The following is a 21,093-nucleotide window of genomic DNA, read 5'->3' as shown; positions in this document are numbered from 1 at the left end:
TCTTCTCGCTCACTTTGTGACGCTCCAATCCTTGCTGCCGGGGGTCACATCATCGCCGCTGATGCGGATGACGTCAGACCCCTTGGACATCTCGTTCCGGGCCAGCCGCCTCGTGATCTGGTTCTCAACGGCTTCGTTGCCCGTCATATCGCGGATCGTCCAGCGGCTCGGCTCGATGCCGGCTCGACGGAGCGCGAGCGTCGAGCGCGTGTTCACCGCCAGAAGCTCACCCCTGCGCTTGATCACGTCGACCGGGAGCTCGCTCGGCTTGATCGCGCCGGACCGCAGGCCGGACGCCACATCGCCGATGGTGCGCCCCCCGAAGGGTCCGCCGCGCTGGAACCGGAGAGAGGCATTGCCCTGGGTGAACAAGGGCACGGCCGCTTCCCGCTCGGCCGTGCGGAGAGCCAGCCGCGATGCCGCGAACTTCACCGCTCCGCGTACGAGGAACGCGCCGTCGATGACGCTCGCGGCGTCCCACACGTCATCGACCGCGTCGATGCCCTTGTGGTCGCGCATGTCGAACTGCAGCGATCGGGGATCGAGCCCGAGCGCATAGGCGCCAGCGAGCAAGTTGACGTTCTTCTCGCGCTGCTCGTCGCTGCACCGCTCGGCGCACGGGAGCGAAAGAGCGCCGACAGCAGCGGTCTTCGCCTCCCGGTAGAGCTGCTTCTGCGCGGCCTTCGCCGACGGCGTGTTGCTGGCGACAACCTGCTTGGCCGCCGGGTTGTTCAGCTTCGTCGGCTTGCTGGTCCCGGAAGCCGCCGACGTGTTGGCGTTGGTCGAGTTGCCCTTCTTGTCGGTGCTGATGTTGTTGCCGAAGTTGTCTCCGCAGCGCGGCTGGCATCCCGATCCGGCACCCGGGATGTGCCCGTCGAACTCGACGTTGTTGACCGGGTCCGAGCCGGCGAAGTCGTAGCGGTTCTGGGTCAGCGGGTCGGCGATGAGTGACAGGTCCGACTGCGCCGACTCATAGCGGTCGGTCTGCAGGAAGCGGCCGGCGGAGGGCCGGTAGTCGCGGACCTGCATGTCATAGGTCTTGACCCCGGCGTCGTAGTCGAAGCCGTTGAAGCGCAGCGGGTTGGTCGCCGCGTCGCCCGAGACGCCGGAGTTGGCGATCGAGTCGAGGTCGCCGTAGGGGTCGAAGACGTAGCGGTTGGTCGGCGCCGGAACGCTGCCGTTGGCCTCCTCCAGGCCGGTCGGGTTGCCGTTGGCGTCCGTGGCGTACGTCTTGGTGACCTGCGTCGTGGAGCCGGAGGCCTGCAGCGTCACCGCCAGTGGCCGGTTCGCGGAGTCGCGGTCGAAGGACACCAGGCTGGAGGTCGTCGCTCCCGTCGGCACCTGCTGACCCGAGATCGTCGAGGTCGTCCCGACGTACTTGAAGCCGCTGCGCTCGTTCGTGCCGCCGGCGTGGTCGGTGCGGCTGTCGCGACGGTCCATGCCGTCGTAGTCGAACCTCTGCTGGTCGCTGGCGCCCGACCGCTGCCGCATCACGCGGTCGAACTCGTCGAGGCAGTACAGGGTGGTGTCGGAGGCGGCGGTGGGCAGCCCCGAGCTGCAGCCGTTGTCCTTGGTCTCGACCGGGGCCGTGAAGGCCGGCTTGGTGGCCGCGGTCACGTCCGACCGAAGCCCGACGAGCGAGCCGTACTGGTTGTAGTCGTAGAGGTCCCAGGCCGGGTTCCCGCCCGCGGCGGGCGTCGACCTGGTGTAGTCCAGGCGCTGGCCGGTGTAGGTGTAGTCCTTGGTCCGGACGAGCGCGCCGCCCGACGCCGCGGACTGGCGCTCGGTCGTCTGGTTGATCGTGCCGTCGGGGTTGCGGGTGTAGTCGACCGTCCAGTCCTGGCGGTTGTTGCCGGTGGTGTTGAAGTCGCTGCCGCGCTTCCAGGACGTCAGCTGGTTGCGGGCGTTGTAGGTGTAGGTGCCGACGCCCGGCGTGTCCGACAGCCGGTTGCCGCGCAGGTCGTAGGTGTAGCTCGTGACGACGTCCAGCCCGCCGGAGGGCGTGCGGACCCGCTTGGTCGGCTGCCCGTGGTCGTCGAAGTAGGTCGTGACCAGCGTGTCGTTCTGCTGGCGGCGGCTGCGGCGCTCGCCGGACGGGTGGTAGGTCGTGCGCACGCAGCGCACCCCCGCGGGCGGCGTCGGCGCGCCCTGCGCGCAGGTGCTGTCGGTGATTGTCGGCGAGCCGGAGAGCTTGGTGGGCTCGTAGAACGCCGCGATCGTCTCCTTGTCCTCGTTGTCGTAGGTGAAGCGCGTGGTGCTGTGAGGGCTGCCGCTGACCGGGTCGGACATCACCTTGGTCACGCGGTTGAACGTGCCGTTGACGCGCCGCGCCGTGACGTTCCCGTTGTTGTCGTAGCTGAACGTGCTGTCGCGACCGCGCCGCCAGGCCTCGTTGGGGTCGGACTGGCCGTCGTCCTGGGTGGTGCCGGTGCCGTAGCGCTGGACCACGGAGGTCGTCCGGTCGGCCGTGTCGTGGTCGACGTAGACCATGCGCTGGTGGAGCGGGTCGCGGACGCCGGTGAGCGCCTCGTCCCCGTCGTACCAGTAGGAGTACTGCCGGGGCGTCGCGGGCGTGGTGGACGCCGGGGCGGCGTAGCCCGTGCGCCGCTTCATCTGCCCGTTGGACCAGTACTCGCGCTCGATCGTCGAGATGTTGTTGTTGGGGTCCGACGGGACGGGGTCGAGCTTCCAGCTCAGCTGGTTCCCGGACTGGTCGTAGTTGTAGTTGCTGATGCTGCTCTGCGACGACTTCGTCGCATAGTCCTTCGCGGTGCCGATCCAGCCGTTGGACAGCCGCTCGTAGGACGTGTGGACCGACCACGGGGAGGTCCCGTTGACGTCGTCGACCGTCCAGATCGACCGCACCCGCCCGAGCGGGTCGTAGTCCATCCGCTGGGCCAGGACCTTGTTGGTGGAGCCGGCGCCCGAGCGCGGCTGGTAGATCGCGGTCGGCTCGCCGGACTCGCCCGCGCCGTTCGTGACGTTGGACCCGTCGTCGGCGTCGGTCCGCTCGCTGTAGTCGTAGACCGTCGCGTGGACCGCGTCCGCCGACGCCGTCGAGGTCAGGTTGTCCCCGATGACGTCCGGGTTGGTCGGCGCCCAGGCCTGCGACACGCCGGTGCCGGTCATCGTCACGCCGGACGGGTCGACCACGCGCCGCAGGTTGCTGTTGGCGTCGTACTCGGTCAGCGTCGTGCGCGGCCCGTCACCGGCGGTGTCGAAGCCCGCACCGGAGGCGAGATGGCCCTCGGTCACGCGCGAGCGCAGGCCCCGGCCGTCGTAGTCGTAGCCCGTCAGCCGCGCGACGTTGTCCGGGCCGGTGGCCTCGGCCTTGGACCCCGGGTCGGTGCGGAACGCCAGCGCGCCGTCGGGGAAGTAGGAGAGCGTGGTCGTGTTGCGCCCGCCGCCCGCGACGACCGGGCCCTGCTCGTTGACGAGCCGGTCGTTCGCGTCGTAGGTCCGGTAGGTCTTGAAGTCGTCCTCGTTGGACTTGCCCCGGCCGTTGGGCGTCAGCTCGCGCACCAGGTTGTCGTCGACGTCCCACGCGTAGCCCCAGTAGTCGTTCTCCGGGTCGCGCTCCAGGATGAGGCGATCGAGCGTGTCGTAGTCGTACTTGTACTCGTAATCCTCCGCGGTCGAGCCCCTGGTGCCGTTGGGCGTGACGCGCTTGATGAGGTTGTCGTTGGTGTCGTAGGTGTACTGCGTCTCCTGGCGCTGCTCGTTGGGCGTCGCCCAGTCCGCCGGCACGTCCGACGCGCCCGGGTCGGTCCGGTTGACGACGCGGTCGAAGCTGTCGTAGGTGAGGTCCGAGTGCCAGCTGGTGTCGCCCAGCAGCTCGGTCTTGGTGACGTTGCCGTTGAGGTCGTAGTCGTAGCGGTGGGCGATGACGCCGGCGCAACTGGAGCTCGTCTTCGCACACGGCGTCGGGTCGCCGGATGTCAGCGTCGCCCCGGGGTTGGCGCCCAGCGGCTGGGTCGTGCCGACGATGCGGCCGGTCGGGTCGTAGTCGATGCGGCTGATCGACAGCGCGGCGTCGGTGACGCTCGTCAGGCGTCCGTCGTCGTCGTAGGCGAAGAGCGCCGCGCCGCTGCGCGGCATCCACGACGGCTGCTCGGCAGGCGTCACCGCGCCGAACTTGCCCTGCGCGGTGCTGCTCGGCTGCTCGGAGGACGTGTCGGCGCCCGTGAGCGGCGTGTCGCGCTCGGCCAGCTGCGGGCCGTTGACCGGCACCGGCTCCGACGACGCCTGATCCGTGAACCGCCGGCCCGGGTCGGGAGCGCCCGTGCTCGCGCCGCCCCACGAGAGCTGCCACCACGACGGCCGGCTCGTGGACTCCAGCGCGCCGGTGTCCAGGAAGGTGTTGGTGATGGACTTGTTGCGCCCGTCGACGATCGTCGTCGGGTTGCCGACCGCGTCGCGCATGTAGCTGACCTTCCAGCTGAGGTAGTCGTTGTTGGCGGTCCCGGCCCGGCCGTACTGGTTGGGCGCGTAGGGCACGGTCCGCGTCAGCAGGTCGCCGGCCTGGTCGTAGGAGTAGCGGCTGGTGAAGTACTTGTAGCTGCCGTCGGACTCGGTCGTGCCGTTGACCACGCCACGTGGGGTCGTCTGGGCGATGACCTTGCCGTCGGCGCGGCGCTTGACCGCGGTGGTGGCGCCGGTCGGGTCGACCGTCGTCAGCAGCTGGTCGCGGTGGTCGTAGGTGTAGGTCGTGGCGACGTTCTCGGCGCCCGACGTGAAGCCCGCCGGAACGTCGTGGTCGTCGCGCGGCAGCACGTGCTTGACCACGTTGCCGTCGGCGTCGTAGGTGTACTTGTTGGTCCGCGGCGTCGCGGTGGTCGTCTCCGACGGCGAGGGCCGCTCGGTCTGCGAGGTCAGCTCGTCGACGCGGTCGTAGGCCATCGACACGCGCAGCTTGCTCAGCTGGTTGGTGGCGATCGCCGCCGCGGCGGCGTCGGCCGCCGCCTGCGGCGTGTAGGCGTCGTTGGTGTTGACGTTGCCGTCCGGGTTGGCGTTGCGCGCGGCGTCGACCTGGCCGACGACGTTGCCGCGCGGGTCCAGGGCGAGCGCCTGCACGTGGATGGCCGACGTCGCATGACGGGTCTCGGCCACGACGCGGCCCGCCGGGTCGCGGGTCCACTCGGTCGTGTAGGGCAGGTTGGGCGAACCGCCGCTCGCGGGGACGCCGCTCGCGCCGCGCGGGTCGGTGCGGGAGACCAGGAGGTCGGTCTCGTCGTAGGAGAACGTCGTCACCTCCGGCCGCGTGGTGTAGGTGTTGCCGCGCGGATCGCTGCTGTTGCGCGACCACCCGGTCTCGGTGACCGTGAGCGGCTGGTCGGTGGCCGAGAACGCGGCGGCCAGGATCCGCCCGGTGCCCGGGTTGCTCTCACCGACGAGGTTGTCGTTGCGGTCGTAGGTGTAGGTCTCGGTGACGTACTGGCTGCTGGCCGACTTCTTGGGGCTGATCTTCTGGATCACCCGGTCGAAGGCGTCGTAGGTCAGGCGCGTGGTGTAGGTGTTGTCCGGGGTCGTCTGCGTGTTGCGCGGGTCGACCTGGGCCAGGACGTTGCCGACGGTGTCGTAGCGGTAGCGCCAGCGGTGGGCGGACGCCGTCGCCGTGTTCGGGTTGGGCGGCGTCGGGTAGCCGGTGTCGCGCGTGGACTGCGGGTTGCCCTTCGGGTCGATGACCGTCTGCGGCATGCCGCTGGCGTCGTAGTCGTTGTAGGTCGTGACGTTGCCGACCTCGTCGGTCTCGGCCTTGACCTGGCCCACCGGGCACGTCGCGCCGTCGGCTGACGTGCAGTAGTCGGTGTAGGACTTGGGCCCACCGACCCGGTCCTGGCGCCAGTTGACGTTGCCGCTGTCGGTGCTGACGTCGAACGTCCAGCCGACCTTCGCGCTGCTGCCCGGCGCGGTGCGCGGGTTCTCGATGCCGGTCAGGTCGGCCACGAAGTTCGTGTTCGGGTCGCTCGACGGGCGCAGCGAGGTCTTGCCGTTGCTGAGCGTGTAGGTCAGCGTGGTCGTGCGGCCGGTACCGGCGTGCGCGGTGGTGTCGTCGCCGTCGGGGTAGGTCGTCTGGGTCTTCAGCAGCCCGGACATCGCGTCGTAGGTCATGCGGACCGGCGCGCCCTGGTCGGTGATCGTGCCGGAGCCGTTCTTGACGACGCCCTCGGCGACGCGCGTGAGGTCGTTCTGGCGGACGGTGACGGCGGGGTCGGTGTCCCAGTCCAGCGTCGTGGAGACGGTGTTGGGGTCGATGATCTCGACGGGGCGGCCGTAGGCGTCGGTGCGGTGCTTCCACGCCTTGCCGCGGGCGTCGGTGACGGTCATCGTCCGGTCCGGCGCGCCGTAGTCGGTGAAGGCGTAGGTGGTGTCCTTGCCGCGGCGGTCGGTGATCGTGTCGGGCACCAGCGCCGGGACCTCGCCGCCGGCCGGCGTGCCGGGGTGGGTCTGGTAGCCGACGGTCGTCCGGCGATCCGCCTCGCCGTTGTCGCGGTGCTCGACGACGTTCTGCAGGCGCATCGGCGCGGTCGGGTCCTCGCCGGGCAGGTACTCGAAGCCCCAGCGGCGCGAGTGGTCGCCGGTCGGCGCCAGCGCGTCGGCGTTTGCGACCTCGACGAAGTCCGTCAGCTGGCGGTTGGCGTCATAGCCGAACGTGTACTCGCGCCCGGCGTGGTCGGTGACCTTGGCCAGCGGCGTCGGGCCCATCAGCTTGCCGAGGTCGGTCAGCGTGGAGGCCGCCGAGGTCAGCAGCGACTGCAGCGTCACGCTGCCGCCGCCCAGCACCGTCGAGAGGCGGTTGCTCAAGCGCGTCTGGTCGGCTGCGACGCGCGGCGTGTAGGCCAGCAGCAGGTCGCGCCCGCCGGCGTCGGTGACCTTCGTCGCGCGCAGCGTGCAGACGCGGCCGGCGGCGCTGCCGCTGACCGACTGGCCCAGCGTCGTCCGCAGACCCCAGGCGTTGGACGACGACGGCGTGCCGCTGACCGCGCCGAGCATCTGCGCCAGCGTGCAGCTCGCGGCGCTGGTGCCCGACTGCCCGGTCAGCAGGTCGTACTTCTCATAGGTGTAGGTCAGCGTGTTGCCGTTGCGGTCCTCGGTGCGGATCAGGTAGCCGAGCTGGTTGAAGAAGTGCGCGACGCCGTCAGGCCGCGTCATCACCCAGTAGGGCTGGGTCAGCCCGTCGCCGGTGTAGGCGAAGCGACGCAGCGTCAGATGCACGCCGGGCGGCGCGTTCCACTTCTGCGTGTTGGTCGCGTCGCGCGTGAAGTGATGGCGCGTGCCGTCGGCGTCGGTCAGCGTGATGTCGGCGCCGATCGCGGCCGGCAGCCCCGACGGGACCCCGCCGGTCAGCTTGCCGTCGCGGACGTCGGCCAACCCCACGCCCGACAACGGCTCGTTGAGACGCGTCGGCCCCGAGACGCCCAGCGAGATCCCGCGCCCGGCCGTGTTGTAGGCGACCGGGTCGTTGAGCCCGACCGGCCCCAACGGATCGAGGTCCTGTTGCTCACCCAGCCGCGGCGGACCCTCGAGCGAGTTGTAGTCCACGTTGACGAACGTCGACAGACCCCGACCCGGGTTGACGACCGGCACGTGGTGCCAGAGCAGGTTGCCGGTCTCGGCGTTGACCAGCAGCTGGGAGCCCGCGCCGGTGTCGACGCTGTCGTAGTCCCAGAACTTCTCCAGGCCGATGCGGGTGTTGCGGACGGTCGTGTCCCACGGGCGCCAGGTCTGGATGACCTGGGCGCTCGTGTTGTAGCAGTAGGTCGTGACGTGTCCGGCGGGGTCGGTCGCAACGGTGCGGTCGAAGACCACGTTGTTGGGCCACGGCGAGTTGGAGACCGGCGAGGCGCACGCGTGGCCGGTGCCGCTCGACGGCTTGTAGTTGAAGTTCGAGACGCTGTCGGGGCGCGAGTCCGGGAAGTCCTGGGTGATCTGGGTGACCTGGCTCCAGTCGCCCTGCGGCCCGTAGACCAGGTTGAAGATGATGTTGTCGCGCGAGGTGACCTTGTCGAGCTTGTCCCAGGTGCCCGGCAGCGCGGTCGCGTCGTAGTGGTAGGACGTGGTCTGACTCGACGGGCTCGTGTAGCTGGTGAGCAGGTTGTGGCCGTTGACGATCGTCGTGCCGTAGTTCCACTCCGTCGTGCCCTTGGCGATCTTCAGCAGCTGGCCGTTGGTGCCGTAGGTGAAGTTCAGGACGTCGCCGTTGCTGTCGGTGATCGAGCCGACCCTCTCCGGCCGCCCCGACTTGGGCGTGATGTCGATGTGGTGGCCCGCCGCGTCGGAGACCTGCGCGAGCTGGACGGTGTAGCCGTCGTAGGAGGCCGCGTAGGTCCACTTGACGCCGGTGTCGCGGAACGTGAGCGTCGCGACGCCGGTGCTCTTGTTGGTGACCAGGTCGGCGTTGATGTTGGGCGGGCTGAGGTACGCGCGCGTCGTCGAGGTGTCGTTGGCCCAGTCGCGGTCGAAGCGGTAGATCGCGTTGCCGTTGCCGTAGATCGTGCGCGAGTCGTCGTACCAGACGCGTTCGCCGAGGAACGCGGCGTTGTTGATGCCCTCGCTCCAGCCCGAGCCGAACACGCCCGCGCCGTTGCCCAGGTTCTGGCCGTTGAACGTCCGCCGGAGCTTGAGGTTGAAGCCGCCGGCGCCGGGCAGGTTGATGTCGGTGCTGTCGACCGCGACGTTGCCGGTGGCGACGTTGACCGCGAGCTTGCTGTTGCCGTCGAAGCCGAGCGACTCGTAGGTCTGGTCGCTCTCGAAGCCCGGATGCCACTCGAAGTCGACGCGGATCGTCGGGCCGCCGTGCGCGGCCTGGTGCCCGTCGAAGGTCAGGACGTTGTTCAGCCCGGTCTCGTTCTGCGCCTTGACCAGGATCCCGTTGTTGGTCGACGGGCTGCGCAGCCAGCGCTCCGCGAGGCGGCCGAGGTTGAAGTTCACCCAGCCGCCGGTCCAGCTCGAGTAGAGCGTCGTCAGCGCGGGCTGCGGGTCGGTCGCGAAGTCGCCGCCCGCCGTCGTCCACGCCGTCGAGCCGTTGTAGGTGTTCCAGGTCGCGACGCTGCCCAGCAGCTTGCCCGAGCCCGTGACCGTCACGGGCGTGCTGGAGTCGGTGCCGCTCTGGGACTGGAACCACAGGCCCAGCTCCGCGCCCATGACCGACGCCGTCCGCGGGATCGCGGACGCGAAGTCCGGGAAGCGCAGCGCAGCACGGTAGGTGGCCGCCGGCGAAGCGGTGCGGCCGACCTTCAGGGTCGTGCCGCCACACGCCTGCGTGGTCGGCGTGGCGCTCGACAGCGTGCACGAGATGTCGTCGCCGAACCAGATCGACGGGTCGACTTCGACGGGGAACTCGGCCTGCTCCAGCCACTCGGGGTCGACGGCGACGGTGAGCGTCTGCCGGTCCTCCGAGAGGCGGTAGGCGACGTGCTCGGAGCTCGGCGCCGTGTCGCCGTGGGCCTGCACGGTCGGGGTCGGCAGCCAGAACCGGACCTTGCCGTCACCGTCGCGGAAGGCGACCGCGCCGTCGTCGCGCAGCTCGGGCGTGAGGCCTTGGCTGGCGTCCAGGGTGTAGGTGTAGCTCGACGGCGCTGAGACGTCGGCGAGCGTCAGCGTCTCCTTGAGGCCAAGCGGCTGGGCCTCGTACTCGGCGTCGACGCCATCCAGGACGTCGGGGTAGGTTGCGATCGCCCCGTCGGCGGTCGGCGCCGCGTCCGCGTCGGCGCCGTCGAGGGCGAACGAGACCCAGCGGCCGCCCGCGGTGACCGTGGCCGGGTCCGCCAGGCTCTCCGGCAGCGCGACCTTCGCCGTCGCCTCGGTGGTCTTCAACCCGCCGCTGCCGTCCGGCTCGAGGTCGGTGTCGATCGGCTTCCACTTGCCTTCGGCGTCGCGGTAGTTGACCGGCGAGGCCCAGATCTGGGCCTGGTACCGACCGTCGGCCTTGCGGTACGTGCGCGAGCTCTCGGTCCGCAGCTCCGGGATCTCGGTCCCGGAGGCGGGACCTTCGAAATCGAGCTGGGGCGCGGCGGCGGTCGTCGCCGCCTGGCCGCTGTCAGCCTCCGAGCTCGTCCCGACGACCAACGCCACCAACAACGCCGCGACGCTTCCCAACAGCGCCACGAGCAGCACGAACCGCGACCGCAGAGCGGACATCCCATCCCCTGTTCATCAACCTTGGACCGAGCGGCACCCCTCCGCCCCAGCGTCCGACCTCGGACGCGTCCGGCACCCAACTGGTTTGGAGATGGGCTGTCAAGATCACTCAACAGCGCCTTTGCATTGATGTCCGCTTTCAGACACAATAAAAACGAATACTTGAGTAGCTTTATGCAATAGGAACGCGGGCGTTCCGCGCTCGGCGGCTACGCCCGCGCCCGCGCCGCCTGGCGGACCAGGTGATCGCGCTCGGCGACGTTCGTGGCCCGGTGCGCGGCCTCTGCGTACGCGGCGCCGGCGGCGGGCAGGTCGCCGGCGAGCTCGTGCAGGTGGCCGCGGACGGCGTGCCATCGGTAGCGGTCGCCGATCGCTTCCTGCAGCCGATCGGTCTCGCGCAGGCCGGCGGCTGGGCCGAGGACGTGGCCGACCGCGACCGCGCGGGCGAGCACGGCGGCGGGGTCTTGGCGGACCGGGTCGTCGGTGAGGGCGACGAGGTCGTCGTACCAGGCGAGGATCTGCAGCCAGTCGGTCTCCGCGGCGCTGGCCGCGTCGTCGTGCAGGGCGGCGATGGCGGCCTCGACCTGGTAGCGGCCCGAGCGCTCGAGGGCGAGCGCCGACTGCAGGACGCGCACGCCCTCGGCGATCTCGCGCGCGTCCCACAGGCTGCGGTCCTGGCGGTCGAGCGTGACGATCCGGCCTTCGGCGTCGAGGCGCGCGGCGCGGCGCGCGTGGTTGAGGAGCATTAGCGCAAGCAGCCCGCGCGCCTCGGGCTCCTCGGTGGCGAGCGTGAGTTGGCGGGCGAGCCGGATCGCCTCGCGCGCCAGGTCGACGCGGCCGCCGTGGCCCACCGTGTAGATGAGGTACAAGACCCGCAGCACGACCGCGAGGTCGCCCGGCTGGTCCAGCCGGCGCCCGTGCAGCGTGCGCTTGGCGCGGCTGATCCGTTGGGCCATCGTCGCCTCTGGCACGTAAAACGCGTCGGCGATCTCCCGGGTCGTAAGGCCGCCAACCGCACGTAGCGTCAGCGCCACCTGCGAGATCGGCGCAAGGTCGGGGTGACAGCAACAGAAGAGCAAGAACAACGTGTCGTCGCCCACCTCGCCAACCGCCGACTGCGGCGGGAACGGCTCAGCGTGCACCGCCTCCTCACGACGCGCCCGCGCCACCTCGCTGCGGCGCGCGTCGACCAGCCGCCGCGACGCGACCGTCGCCAGCCACGCCCCCGGCTCGCGCGGCGGATGCTCGGGCCACACGCGCAAGGCCTCCAACAACGCCTCCTGCAACGCGTCCTCAGCGGCGTCGAAGTCCTCGCCCCGCCGGACCAGACCCGCGAGGACCCGGGGGACGAGAGCGCGCAGCGCGCCCTCGTCCAGCCCTCGCATCGGCTCGTCGATCACGCCCGTCAGTCCGCCGAATGCGCCCCGGACATGATCTCCCGCACATCGATCCACTCGTGCAACGGCCCACCGCCCGGACCCGGCTCGGACGAGATGTAGGCCGCGATCTCGAGCGCGCGCTCGTGCGAGTCGACGTCGACCATGTACCACCCGGCCACGAGATCGTTGGTCTCCGGCAGCGGGCCGTCGGTCGTGACCGGCGCGGCGTCCGGACCGCCGTAACGCACCCAGGTCTGTGCCGGCGTCAGTGCCTCCACACCCATGAGCTCACCGCTCTCCTCCAGCACCTCACGGACGTGCCGCAGGAAGGCGAAGTGCGCCTCCACGTCCTCCGGCGCCCACTGGTCCATCGTCGGGAACGGGATGTGCGGCTCCGGGCCACCGCTGTAGTGCTTGAGCAACAGGTACTTGGGCATCGTCGTCTCCTGGTGTCGTGGGCCGCGCCTACCGTGGCCCTTCACCTGGTGAGCGGAGCCGGCCGGACGTTCTCGACATGCAACCACGCATCGCGTCGGGATAGCTTCAGGGCCCGGACCCTGTCCCGGGGCTGTCGCTACCGGGCTAGTACGGCGACGCGGCTTCCGTCCCCGTTGGCGTACGCGATCGCGTCAGCCAGGATCGTCTCGTAGTCCCCGACGGCGTCCTTGGCGTACAGGGACTTGGCCCATGCCTTCCCCGCCTTGCTCAGGCGCTTGCGCGCACGCCGGTCGGCGACCAACGCGTCGATGGCCTCGAACCAGCCGTCGTCGTCTACGAGCCGGCCGCCTTCGCTTTCGCCGAACCGCGCGTACGGCCCGCGGTTGGACGCCAGCCACGGCAGCCGACTGCCGGCGTACTCCTTGATCTTGATCTCGGAGCGAGCCAAGTTGAATGGGTTGTCGGCGATCGGGGCGAGGCCGATGTCCCAGGCAGCCATGCGCACCGGGAGCTGGTCGAAGTTGACCAACCGGTCGTGTCGGTAGCGCTGCGTGAGCCCGATGTCGATCCCGATGCACTCCACCAGGACGTCCGGGCGCTCGGCTTGGACCCGTCGCAGGGCATCGGCGATGCCGAGGACCTCCGCGTCGTTGCCGTGCTCCCAGCCCGCGACCCATCCGACGACGATCCCCTCGTGCCGGCGCGGGCGCGGACGATGCATCTGCGCGTGCAGTCGGTTCTCGACGATGCGGACGTCCGCCATGCCCGCATCGAGGTAGATGTCGCGCACCGGCGGGGTCGACACGGTCACAACGTGCGCTTTGGCCGCGACCTTGACCGAGGCGCGGTAGTGCTTGCGCCACAGCTGCGCGCTCGCGCCAGCCGGGCCGTGCAAGAAGTCATCGTCGTTGTCGTACACCACGCCGATCCCCCGCGCGCGCAGCGAATCGAGCAGCCGCAGCAGCGGCTCGCCCATCGCGCGATAGACGAGCACCGCGTCGCAGGAGAGCGCGTCCTGGGCGCTGAGCATGCCGGAGTCGAAGTCCGGCATGAGGATCTCGTGGCCTCGCTCCTCCAGCGCTCGCAGCGGGATCAGCGACCGGTAGTTGCTCCCCGCCCCGGTCGGTTCGAAGATGTTCCCAATCCGCATCCGCTCAGCATCGGTGAGAGGACGGGGGCCGGCAAGGACCACCCGCTGCCGACTGGCCGTCTCACCAGCCCGACGGGTCCTCCGCGGCCGCCGCCGCGGCCCTGTAGGCCGCCTCCTCGCGCCGGATGAGGTCCGGGTTGGTGCCGCGCGCGTGGGCGAGCGCGAGCGTCAGGGCCTGTAGTGCGCCGGCGCCGGCGAGCAGGGCGGCGAGGCGGTCGGCGGGCGCGTCGACGACGAGGCGCCCGGCGGGCGTGAGGTCCGGCGCGAGCGCGGTGTCGTAGGACGATGACAACAGCGCGGCAACCGGGATCCCGATCGCGACCGCGGCAGCCGCGACGTGTCCGGCCCGGCGCGCGACGCGCTGGGCCTCGGGCGTGCCGTCGTCGATCGCGATGAGAATCAGCCCATCGGCAGCCTCGTGGCCCGCGAGCTGCCCGTGAACCACGGTCTCCAGCTCCAACGCGATCGTCGGCTGGCGCGCGCCTTCGGCGATCTTCAGCGCCAGCTCGCGCGCGGTGACGTGGTCGATCCCGGCGCCCGCGCAGAGGACGACGCGCCGGTCGGCAAGCTGCCCGGCGACCGCCGCGGCGTCCAGCGCGATGGCAGCGGCCAGGACGTCGCGCGCCGCGCTGCCGCCACCCGCGTCCACCGGCCCCGCGATTGCCGCGCCGCCCAGCAGCGCCGACGTGTAACCGATCGTGTGACACCAGGACACGTCGTGGACCGGCGTGACCAGCACGTGGTCGGCGGTCGCCGCGACGCTCCCGGCCGGGTCGTGCGTGACGACCGCGACCTTCGCCCCCGCCTTGCGCGCGGCGAGCGCCGCCAGCTCGGTCGCGCGCGTGCCGCCGTCGTGGGAGACCGCGACGCAGACGCCGCCCGCCGGCTCGACCGCCGCGGTCAGCGCCTGGCGCGCGCGGACGAGCGAGCGCTGCTCCGGCGCCGCCGCGCCCGCGATCAGCGCCGCGATCGCGTGCGCGCCGTGCTCGGAGGTCCCGCAGCCGACGACCGTCACGGGCTGCCCGGCGGCCAGCGCGGCGTCGATCTCGCGGCCGATCACCGCAGCCACCGGCGACGGCGCGTCGAGGATCGCCTCGGCCAGCGCCGGCTGCGCGGCGATCATCTCCTCCATGACCCACGGCGGGCCCTCGCGCAGCTCGGGGTAGTCCTCGGTGTGCCAGCTCATGGCGCGCAGCGTTCCACGAGATGCAGGTGGCAGTCCGGCCAACGTTCGACCAGCAACTGCGACAAGTCGTCGGCCGCGGCACGCAAGTCCTCGACCGCCAGGCCGTCAAGGCGATCGAAGACGAAGAACGCGCGGCTGGTCGCCTCCGTGAGCTGGGTGCGCCGGCCCTGGCGCCAGTTCCAGCGCCGGCAGGTCACGCCGCGGTCGTCGCGCCAGACCACCTCGCCGGCCGGGACCGCCTCGACGTCGCTGCCATCGCCGCGCGGGTCGAACGGCTCGCCGCCCTCTGCCACCGTCAACCGCAGGGCGCCCTCCAGGCGGTCGGCATCCTCCCCGCCGAGCGGCACGACGCGATGGACGCTGACCGAGTTGTACAGGTCGACCAGCACGTTGACGCGCGGCAGCTCGCCGCCCTTCAACACCCGTCCGATCAGCGCCTCGGCCGAGCTGGGGTACTTGCTCGGCTTGGACCCAAAGGCGCTGAACGCCGCGCGCCACGACGCGATGTGCGGGTGGTCGGCCGCACGCTCCAGGCCTGCGGCGCGCACCGCTGCCTCCGCCTCCACCAGCCGCGCGTCGCTCTCGGCATCGGTCGCCCCGTTCCCCACGCCCGATGCGACCAGCACCAGCGCGACGTAGTCGGGGTGCTTGGCGTGGATCGCGGGATCGACGACAACTTCGAGATCAACGGACGGCGACACGAGGCTCCTGCGGTAGGTGGACGGTCATGATCAGCTCGCACGGCCCGCGGCCGGCGCCCTCGTAGGCGTGCGCGAGGTCGGCGGCGAACGCAGCGGTCGCCCCGGTGCTCAGCGTGGTCGGCTCCGCGGCCGCCCCAAGAATCAAGCGCAGCTGCCCGCGCAGGACCGTGAGCGTCTCGGTCGTCCCCGCCGGATGCGCAGCGCTTGCGTGCCGCTCGCCGGGACGCAGGACCCAACGCCACAGCTCAACCGGCGACGGGCTCGCGGTCGTCAACAGCAGCCGCGCGCTCCCACCGTCCGGGCCCGACCACAGCGGCGCGACCGCCGCAGCGTCCACGACGGTCACCGGCTCCTCGAGGGTCGCGTCCTCCATCAAGGCGGACACCGGCCGGCCGAGCGCGTCGGCTAGCCGGACGAGCGTCGTGAGGTTCGGGTTGCCGCGCGCGTTCTCCAGCGCGACCAACGCCCCCTTGCTCACGTCCGCGCGAACCGCGAGCGCGTCCAGAGACAGCCCGGCGCCGGTCCGGGCCGAGCGGACGTTGCGAGCGACGATCTCCAGCGTGGCCTCGTTCATCGGCGGTCATTTTACTGTACCGCACGATCATTTTTCCGACCGTATGCCGCCAGCCCGTCCGCGAGCTGGTCGTACGCCAGCGCCGCCCGCGGGCCCAGGCGCTTGGTCAGCGCCCGCGGCTCTTCGCCGTCCAGCAGCCCGTCGAGCGCCTCGCGCGCGATCGCACGATGGGTCCACGCCAGCGTGCGCGCGACCACCTCGGCGACGAGCGCGTCGCCGCCGATCGCTGCCGCCAGCGCGGCCGCCTCCCGCTCCGCCCCCGCGCCCAGGCGCTCCGCCAGCCCTGGCGTGGCGCGCACGATCCGCGGGACTACGAGATCCTCCTCCACCGCGTCCGCGCCCGCGGCGACGTCGTCCAGCAGCGCGGCGGTCGTCGCGCGGAGTACATCAAGCACCGCGACACCCGGCGCGCGCTCCGCGATCTCCGTCGCCGCGCGCGCCAGCCGCGGGTCGCCGGTGCCGAGCAGCACCGCTTCTTTGGTAGCGAAGTGGTTGAAGACCGTCTTCTCGGAGACGTCGGCCGCCGCGGCGATCTCGGCGACCGTGACAGCAGCGAAGCCTCGCTGCGCGAAGAGGCGACGGGCGGTGGCGGTGATCGCCTCGCGGGTGAGGCGCTTCTTGCGCTCGCGGAGTCCCTCTCTCGTCCCTGCCATTGTCATTATAACATAACAGGGACAGTAGATTTACAGTCACTGTAGTGTTATTCTGCCGCGCCATGTCTGCGCTCCCCAGCAGTTCCCCCGGTTCCTCCCCACCCGCAATCGAGGCCTCAGACCTCACCAAGTCCTACGGCGACGTTGAGGCCGTCCGCGGCGTCTCCTTCAACGTCCCGCGCGGCGAGGTCTTCGGCTTCCTCGGCCCCAACGGGGCCGGCAAGAGCACCACCATCAAGATGCTCACCACGCTCGCGCGGCCGACCTCCGGCACCGCCCGCGTCTGCGGCTTCGACGTCGTCACCCAGCGCGACGACGTCCGTCGCCACCTCGGCCTCGTCTTCCAGGACCCGACGCTCGACGGCTACCTGACCGCCGACCAGAACCTCCGCCTGCACGCCGAGCTCTACGGCGTCGACCCTGCCGCCGTGAGCACGCGGATGGACCAGATGCTCGACATGGTGGACTTGAACGACCGCCGCGACCAGCCGGTGATGACGTTCTCGGGCGGGATGCGCCGCCGCCTGGAGATCGCGCGCGGGCTGATGCACTCGCCGCGCGTGCTGTTCCTCGACGAGCCGACGATTGGCCTCGATCCGCAGACGCGCAGCTCGATCTGGCGCTACATCCGGGCGTTACAAGAGGCCGAAGGAACGACGATTTTCATGACCACGCACTACATGGACGAAGCCGAGTTCTGCGATCGCATCGCGATCATGGACCGCGGCGAGATCGTCGTGCTCGACACGCCCGAGGCGCTCAAGGCCAGCGTCGGCGCCGACCGGATCACGCTCGGCACCGCCGACGACGAGGCCGCGATCGCGGCGCTGCGCGAGCGCTTCGAGATCGAGGCGGCGATGGCCGAAGGTGCGGTGACGTTCCACGTGGAGTCCGGCGAGGCGTTCGTGCCGCGGCTGTTCGCCGAGCTCAGCGTGCCGATCACCTCGGTCGCCGTCTCGCGGCCGACGCTCGACGACGTCTTCATGAAGTACACGGGCACGACGATCCGCGACGCGGAGACCGGCGGCGTCGCGAACATGAACCGCGCGATGATGCGCGCGATGGCAGGAGGCCGGCGATGAGCGCGGCCGTCGCGGACGTGATCGCCGCCCGGATCCCGGAGCGGTCGTGGCGCTCGGAGGCCCGCGCGGTCAAGGTCGTCGCCCAGCGTGAGCTGCTGCGGTTCATCGGCAACCGCGCGCAGATGGCGATGTGGTTGATCCAGCCGCTGCTGTTCTTGTTCGTGTTGGGGTCCGGCCTGCAGTCGCTCTCGGCGGCCTCCACGCACGGCGTCGACCTCAAGACCTTCATGTTTCCCGGCGTGCTCTGCATCACGGTGGTGTTCACGGGGATGTTGAGCGCGGCGTCGCTGGTCTGGGACCGCGAGCTCGGGTTCCTGAATGAGTTCCTGGTCGCCCCGGTCAGCCGGACGTCGATCCTGCTCGGCAAGTGCCTGGGCGGCTCGCTGATCGCGGTCTCGCAGGCCGTCGTCATCCTGGCGCTCGCCCCGCTGGTCGACGTCCCCTACGACCCCGTGCTGATCCTCGGCGCGCTCGGGCTGGTCATGTTGTTGGCCTTGACGATCACGTCGTTCGGCCTCTTGATCGCCGTCTCGATCAAGCAGGCGCAGACGTTCACCTCGACCATGCAGCTGCTCGTCATCCCCATGTACTTCGTGTCGGGTGCGCTGTACCCGGTCTCGGGGCTGCCGGCCTGGCTCGGCGTGCTGAACCGGATCGACCCCATCACCTACGCGGTGGATCCGATGCGCCGTCTGGTCTTCGACCACCTCGACATCTCCGCCGCCGCCCGCGCGACACTCGACCCGGGCGTGACGTGGTTCGGCTGGCGCGTGCCGACGGCGCTGGAGGTCGCGATGCTCGCCATGCTGGGCCTGGGGATGATGGCGCTGGCGATCGCGCGGTTCTCGCGGACGGAGTAGGAGGGCGGGACACAAGAACACGTACCTGCGCGCGCGTGAGGCTGGCGCCCATCGCGCACGCAGCCGAGGAGGAGCGCTATGAAGATCATGTTCCTCTGGCCCCGGCCGTCGTAGACGAAGGCCCCGACGGTCGCGGCGACGAACGCGATGGGAACGTAGGCCTCGGCCAGGCCGCGCTTCGAGACCTTCATGGCCAGTCCAGCGGCGCCTCGAAGCGCTCCTCACCCGCATGCTGACCAATCGTCCGGAATAGGCCGCGATTCCCATTAGGCTTGCGGCCCTGATGGCTCGCACGCTCTCGCTGCTCACCGCGCTCGCCGCCTGCGTGGCCACGGCCCTCGCCGCGCCCGCCGCCCAGGCCAAGCCCGCCCCGAAGGCCTTCGCGCTCAACGGCACCAACCTGGTGTCCTTCGACCCCTCGAAGCCGAGCGACGCGACGTCGACTCCGATCGTCGGGGTCGCCGCGGGTGAGACGCTCGTCGGCATCGACATCCGCCCCGCCAACGGCATGCTCTACGGGCTGGGCGTCAACGCTGCGACCGACACGGCCACGTTGTACGTGATCGGCCCCGCAGGCTTCGCCAGCCCGGTCGGCACGTACGGCGCTATCGCCCTCACCACCAACGGCATCACGACCGTCGACCTACCCGCCGGCGACTACGGCTTCGACGTCAACCCGGTCGCAGACCGCATCCGCGTCACCGCCAGCAGCAGCCTCAACTTCCGCATCAACCCCAACAACGGCGCAGCGCTCGATGGCAGCGGGGCGACCGGCGTCAACCCGGACGGCCCCATCAACGGCGCGACGACCGGCGTCAGCGGCGCCGCGTTCACCAACTCTGGATCCAACCTCGCGACCGCGACGACGCTCTACACGCTCGACGCCGCCACCGACGAACTCATGATCCAGAACCCGTCCAACAACGGGACCCAGACCTCCCCGCTGACGCTGACGCTCAGCGGCGTCCCGCTGAATGCCACGGCCGTCCCGGGCTTCGACCTCGACCCCGCCGTGATCGTGACCACCAACAACGTGGCGGCGACCGGCGACGGCTACGCGATCCTCACCGTTGGCGGCGCCAACCACCTCTACACGATCGACTTGGCCACCGGTGCGGCCACCGACCGCGGCGCGGTCGGTGATGGCTCGGGCACGTTCCGCGGGCTGGCGCTGCAGCGCGAAGCGCTCGACGGCGACTACCCCACGATGGGACTGGTCGCCGGCGGCACCGCGCTGCGCCGCTTTATGGCCCGCACGCCCGCGGTCGGCACCGACCTCACCGTGACCGGCCTGCAGGCCGGCGAGATCCTGGTGGGGATCGCCTGGCGCCCGGCGACCGGCCAACTGCTCGGCCTCGGCGCCGACACCACCGCCAACACCGGCACGCTCTACCTGCTCGACCCGGCGTCGGGCAGCGCCGCCGCGATCGGCGCGCCCGGCTCGGTGCAGTGGACCGGTGCCAACGGCGCAACCCCGGTGGACCTGCCGTCCGAGACGGCCGGGTGGTCGATCGACGTCAACCCGACCGTCGACCGCGTCCGCGTCGTAGCGAGCGGCGGGCTCAACGCGCGCATCAACCCCAACGATGGCACGCCCATCGACGGCAACCTCGGCCAGGCCCCACCGCCGGGCGGGACCAACCCCGACGGCCCGCACAACGGGGCCGCGACGAGCGTCATGGCGACGGCCTACACCAACGCCTACGCCCAGCCGCTGACCGGTGGCGTCACCACGCAGTACGCGCTCGACGCGACCACCAACCAGCTGCTGATCCAGAACCCGCCCAACACGGGGACCTTGACCGCGGGCCGGCCGCTGCTGGCCTACTGCGTACCGCCGCTGGACTTCGGACCCGTCGGCGACCTGGACCTCCCGGCCGACGTGGTCGTGACGGCGGCCGGCGCGCCGGTGCCGACAGCCGGCCCAGCGGCCACCGGCGAGGCGATCGCCGCGCTGACCATCGACGGGACGCCCGGCGTCTACGCCGTCAACCTGCAGAGCGGCCTCGCCTTCATGCTCGGCAGGCCGCCCGCGGCGCTCGCAGGGCTGGCCGTCGGCAACGGCGACCGCTCGTCGCCGAGCATCAGGCCGATCCCGAGCTGCCCGGCCCCGCCCGATCCGCCGAAGCCCAAGGACCCGCCCGGGACACCGCCGCCGCCCGTGGTCAGGCCAGACCTCACCGCCCCGCGCGTCACCAAGCTCGCAGTCACCGCACGCACCAAGAAGCGCCTGACGATCGCGTTCACGACCAGCGAGGCCGGCAAGGCCACCATCCAGCTCCAGCGCAAGGTCAGCGGCCGCCGGACCGCCAAGAAGCGCTGTGTCGCCGGACGCAAGACGGGCACGCGCTGCACGCTCTACAAGGCCTACAAGACGGTGACCAAGACCATCACCAAGCCAGGCAAGGTCACGATCGCGACCACCGGCCGCACCGGTGCCGTCCGCGTCCTGGTCACGGTCAAGGACAAGGCCGGCAACACGTCCAAGGCCACGACGAAAAACGCGGCCGTCAAGCGCTAACGGCGCTATCCTGAAGGGGCGGCCGCATCGGCGCGGCCGCCCGGACGAGAGCCCGCGCCGTACCCGGTCTGACGACGGCGCGCCCCGCAAGGAGGTCCATCACCATGGACCAGGTCATCCAGGTGCTCGGCTCGCTGCTCGTCCTGACCGCGTTCATCGCGGCCCAGCGCGGGCGGCTGTCGACCAGCTCCCGTCCCTACCTCGCGCTCAACCTGATCGGCGGCGCGACGCTCGCCGTCTTGGCCGCGCACGAGCGTCAGTACGGCTTCCTCCTGTTGGAGGCGACGTGGGCGGCGGTCGCCGCCCACTCGCTGCTCGCGACGCGCGCCGCGGCCGAACGTCCGGCGTAGACCTCGCCGTTCGGTCAGGAAGGTTGCCAGCACTCGCTGTTGCCCACTACCTTCGCGCT

12 protein-coding genes are annotated in these 21,093 nt (G+C 70.9%); 4 read left to right on the top strand and 8 right to left on the bottom strand.

All coding sequences use genetic code 11. The features are described from left to right. Positions 1-9 precede the first annotated feature (9 nt). From ACT01A_RS17435 to ACT01A_RS17400, 8 genes are all read right to left on the bottom strand, one after another. Positions 10-10,140 (bottom strand): RHS repeat-associated core domain-containing protein, encoded by a 10,131-nt coding sequence (locus tag ACT01A_RS17435; protein WP_445148359.1) that lies wholly within the window; start codon positions 10,138-10,140, stop codon positions 10-12. A gap of 209 nt (positions 10,141-10,349) precedes the next feature. Next, a complete protein-coding gene (locus ACT01A_RS17430) occupies positions 10,350-11,525 on the bottom strand; it encodes an RNA polymerase sigma factor (protein ID WP_445152844.1) in 1,176 nt (391 codons plus the stop codon). A gap of 20 nt (positions 11,526-11,545) precedes the next feature. Further along, positions 11,546-11,956: a YciI family protein gene (locus tag ACT01A_RS17425; protein WP_445148358.1), complete on the bottom strand. Its 411-nt coding sequence runs from the start codon at positions 11,954-11,956 to the stop codon at positions 11,546-11,548. Positions 11,957-12,093: 137 nt separating this feature from the next. After that, entirely contained in the window at positions 12,094-13,107 is a 1,014-nt protein-coding gene (locus tag ACT01A_RS17420; RefSeq protein WP_445148357.1) for a hypothetical protein, read from the bottom strand. Positions 13,108-13,168: 61 nt separating this feature from the next. After that, the gene (locus ACT01A_RS17415; protein ID WP_445148356.1) at positions 13,169-14,293 is read right to left on the bottom strand and encodes an SIS domain-containing protein; all 1,125 of its coding nucleotides are present in this window, start codon (positions 14,291-14,293) and stop codon (positions 13,169-13,171) included. Then, a complete protein-coding gene (locus ACT01A_RS17410) occupies positions 14,290-14,994 on the bottom strand; it encodes a B3/B4 domain-containing protein (protein WP_445148355.1) in 705 nt (234 codons plus the stop codon). The genes ACT01A_RS17415 and ACT01A_RS17410 overlap by 4 nt, the downstream gene beginning before the upstream one ends. After that, entirely contained in the window at positions 14,978-15,568 is a 591-nt protein-coding gene (locus tag ACT01A_RS17405; RefSeq protein ID WP_445148354.1) for a helix-turn-helix domain-containing protein, read from the bottom strand. The genes ACT01A_RS17410 and ACT01A_RS17405 overlap by 17 nt, the downstream gene beginning before the upstream one ends. 11 nt (positions 15,569-15,579) lie before the next feature. After that, entirely contained in the window at positions 15,580-16,221 is a 642-nt protein-coding gene (locus ACT01A_RS17400) for a TetR/AcrR family transcriptional regulator (RefSeq protein ID WP_445148353.1), read from the bottom strand. A 62-nt stretch (positions 16,222-16,283) separates the two neighbouring features. Between ACT01A_RS17400 and ACT01A_RS17395 the strand changes: the two genes are divergently transcribed. From ACT01A_RS17395 to ACT01A_RS17380, 4 genes are all read left to right on the top strand, one after another. Next, complete coding sequence (locus ACT01A_RS17395) at positions 16,284-17,303, top strand: ATP-binding cassette domain-containing protein (protein ID WP_445148352.1); 1,020 nt, start codon at positions 16,284-16,286, stop codon at positions 17,301-17,303. Further along, on the top strand, positions 17,300-18,163 hold the full coding sequence (locus ACT01A_RS17390) for an ABC transporter permease (protein WP_445148351.1): 864 nt from the start codon (positions 17,300-17,302) through the stop codon (positions 18,161-18,163). Before ACT01A_RS17395 ends, ACT01A_RS17390 begins: the two co-directional genes overlap by 4 nt. A gap of 283 nt (positions 18,164-18,446) precedes the next feature. Next, on the top strand, positions 18,447-20,684 hold the full coding sequence (locus ACT01A_RS17385) for a DUF4394 domain-containing protein (protein WP_445148350.1): 2,238 nt from the start codon (positions 18,447-18,449) through the stop codon (positions 20,682-20,684). Between the two features lie 104 nt (positions 20,685-20,788). Beyond that, complete coding sequence (locus ACT01A_RS17380; protein WP_445148349.1) at positions 20,789-21,034, top strand: CBU_0592 family membrane protein; 246 nt, start codon at positions 20,789-20,791, stop codon at positions 21,032-21,034. The last annotated feature ends 59 nt before the right edge of the window (positions 21,035-21,093 follow it).

Source organism: Baekduia sp. Peel2402 (genome assembly GCF_052567285.1).
This window is presented reverse-complemented; position numbering and strand designations above follow the sequence as displayed.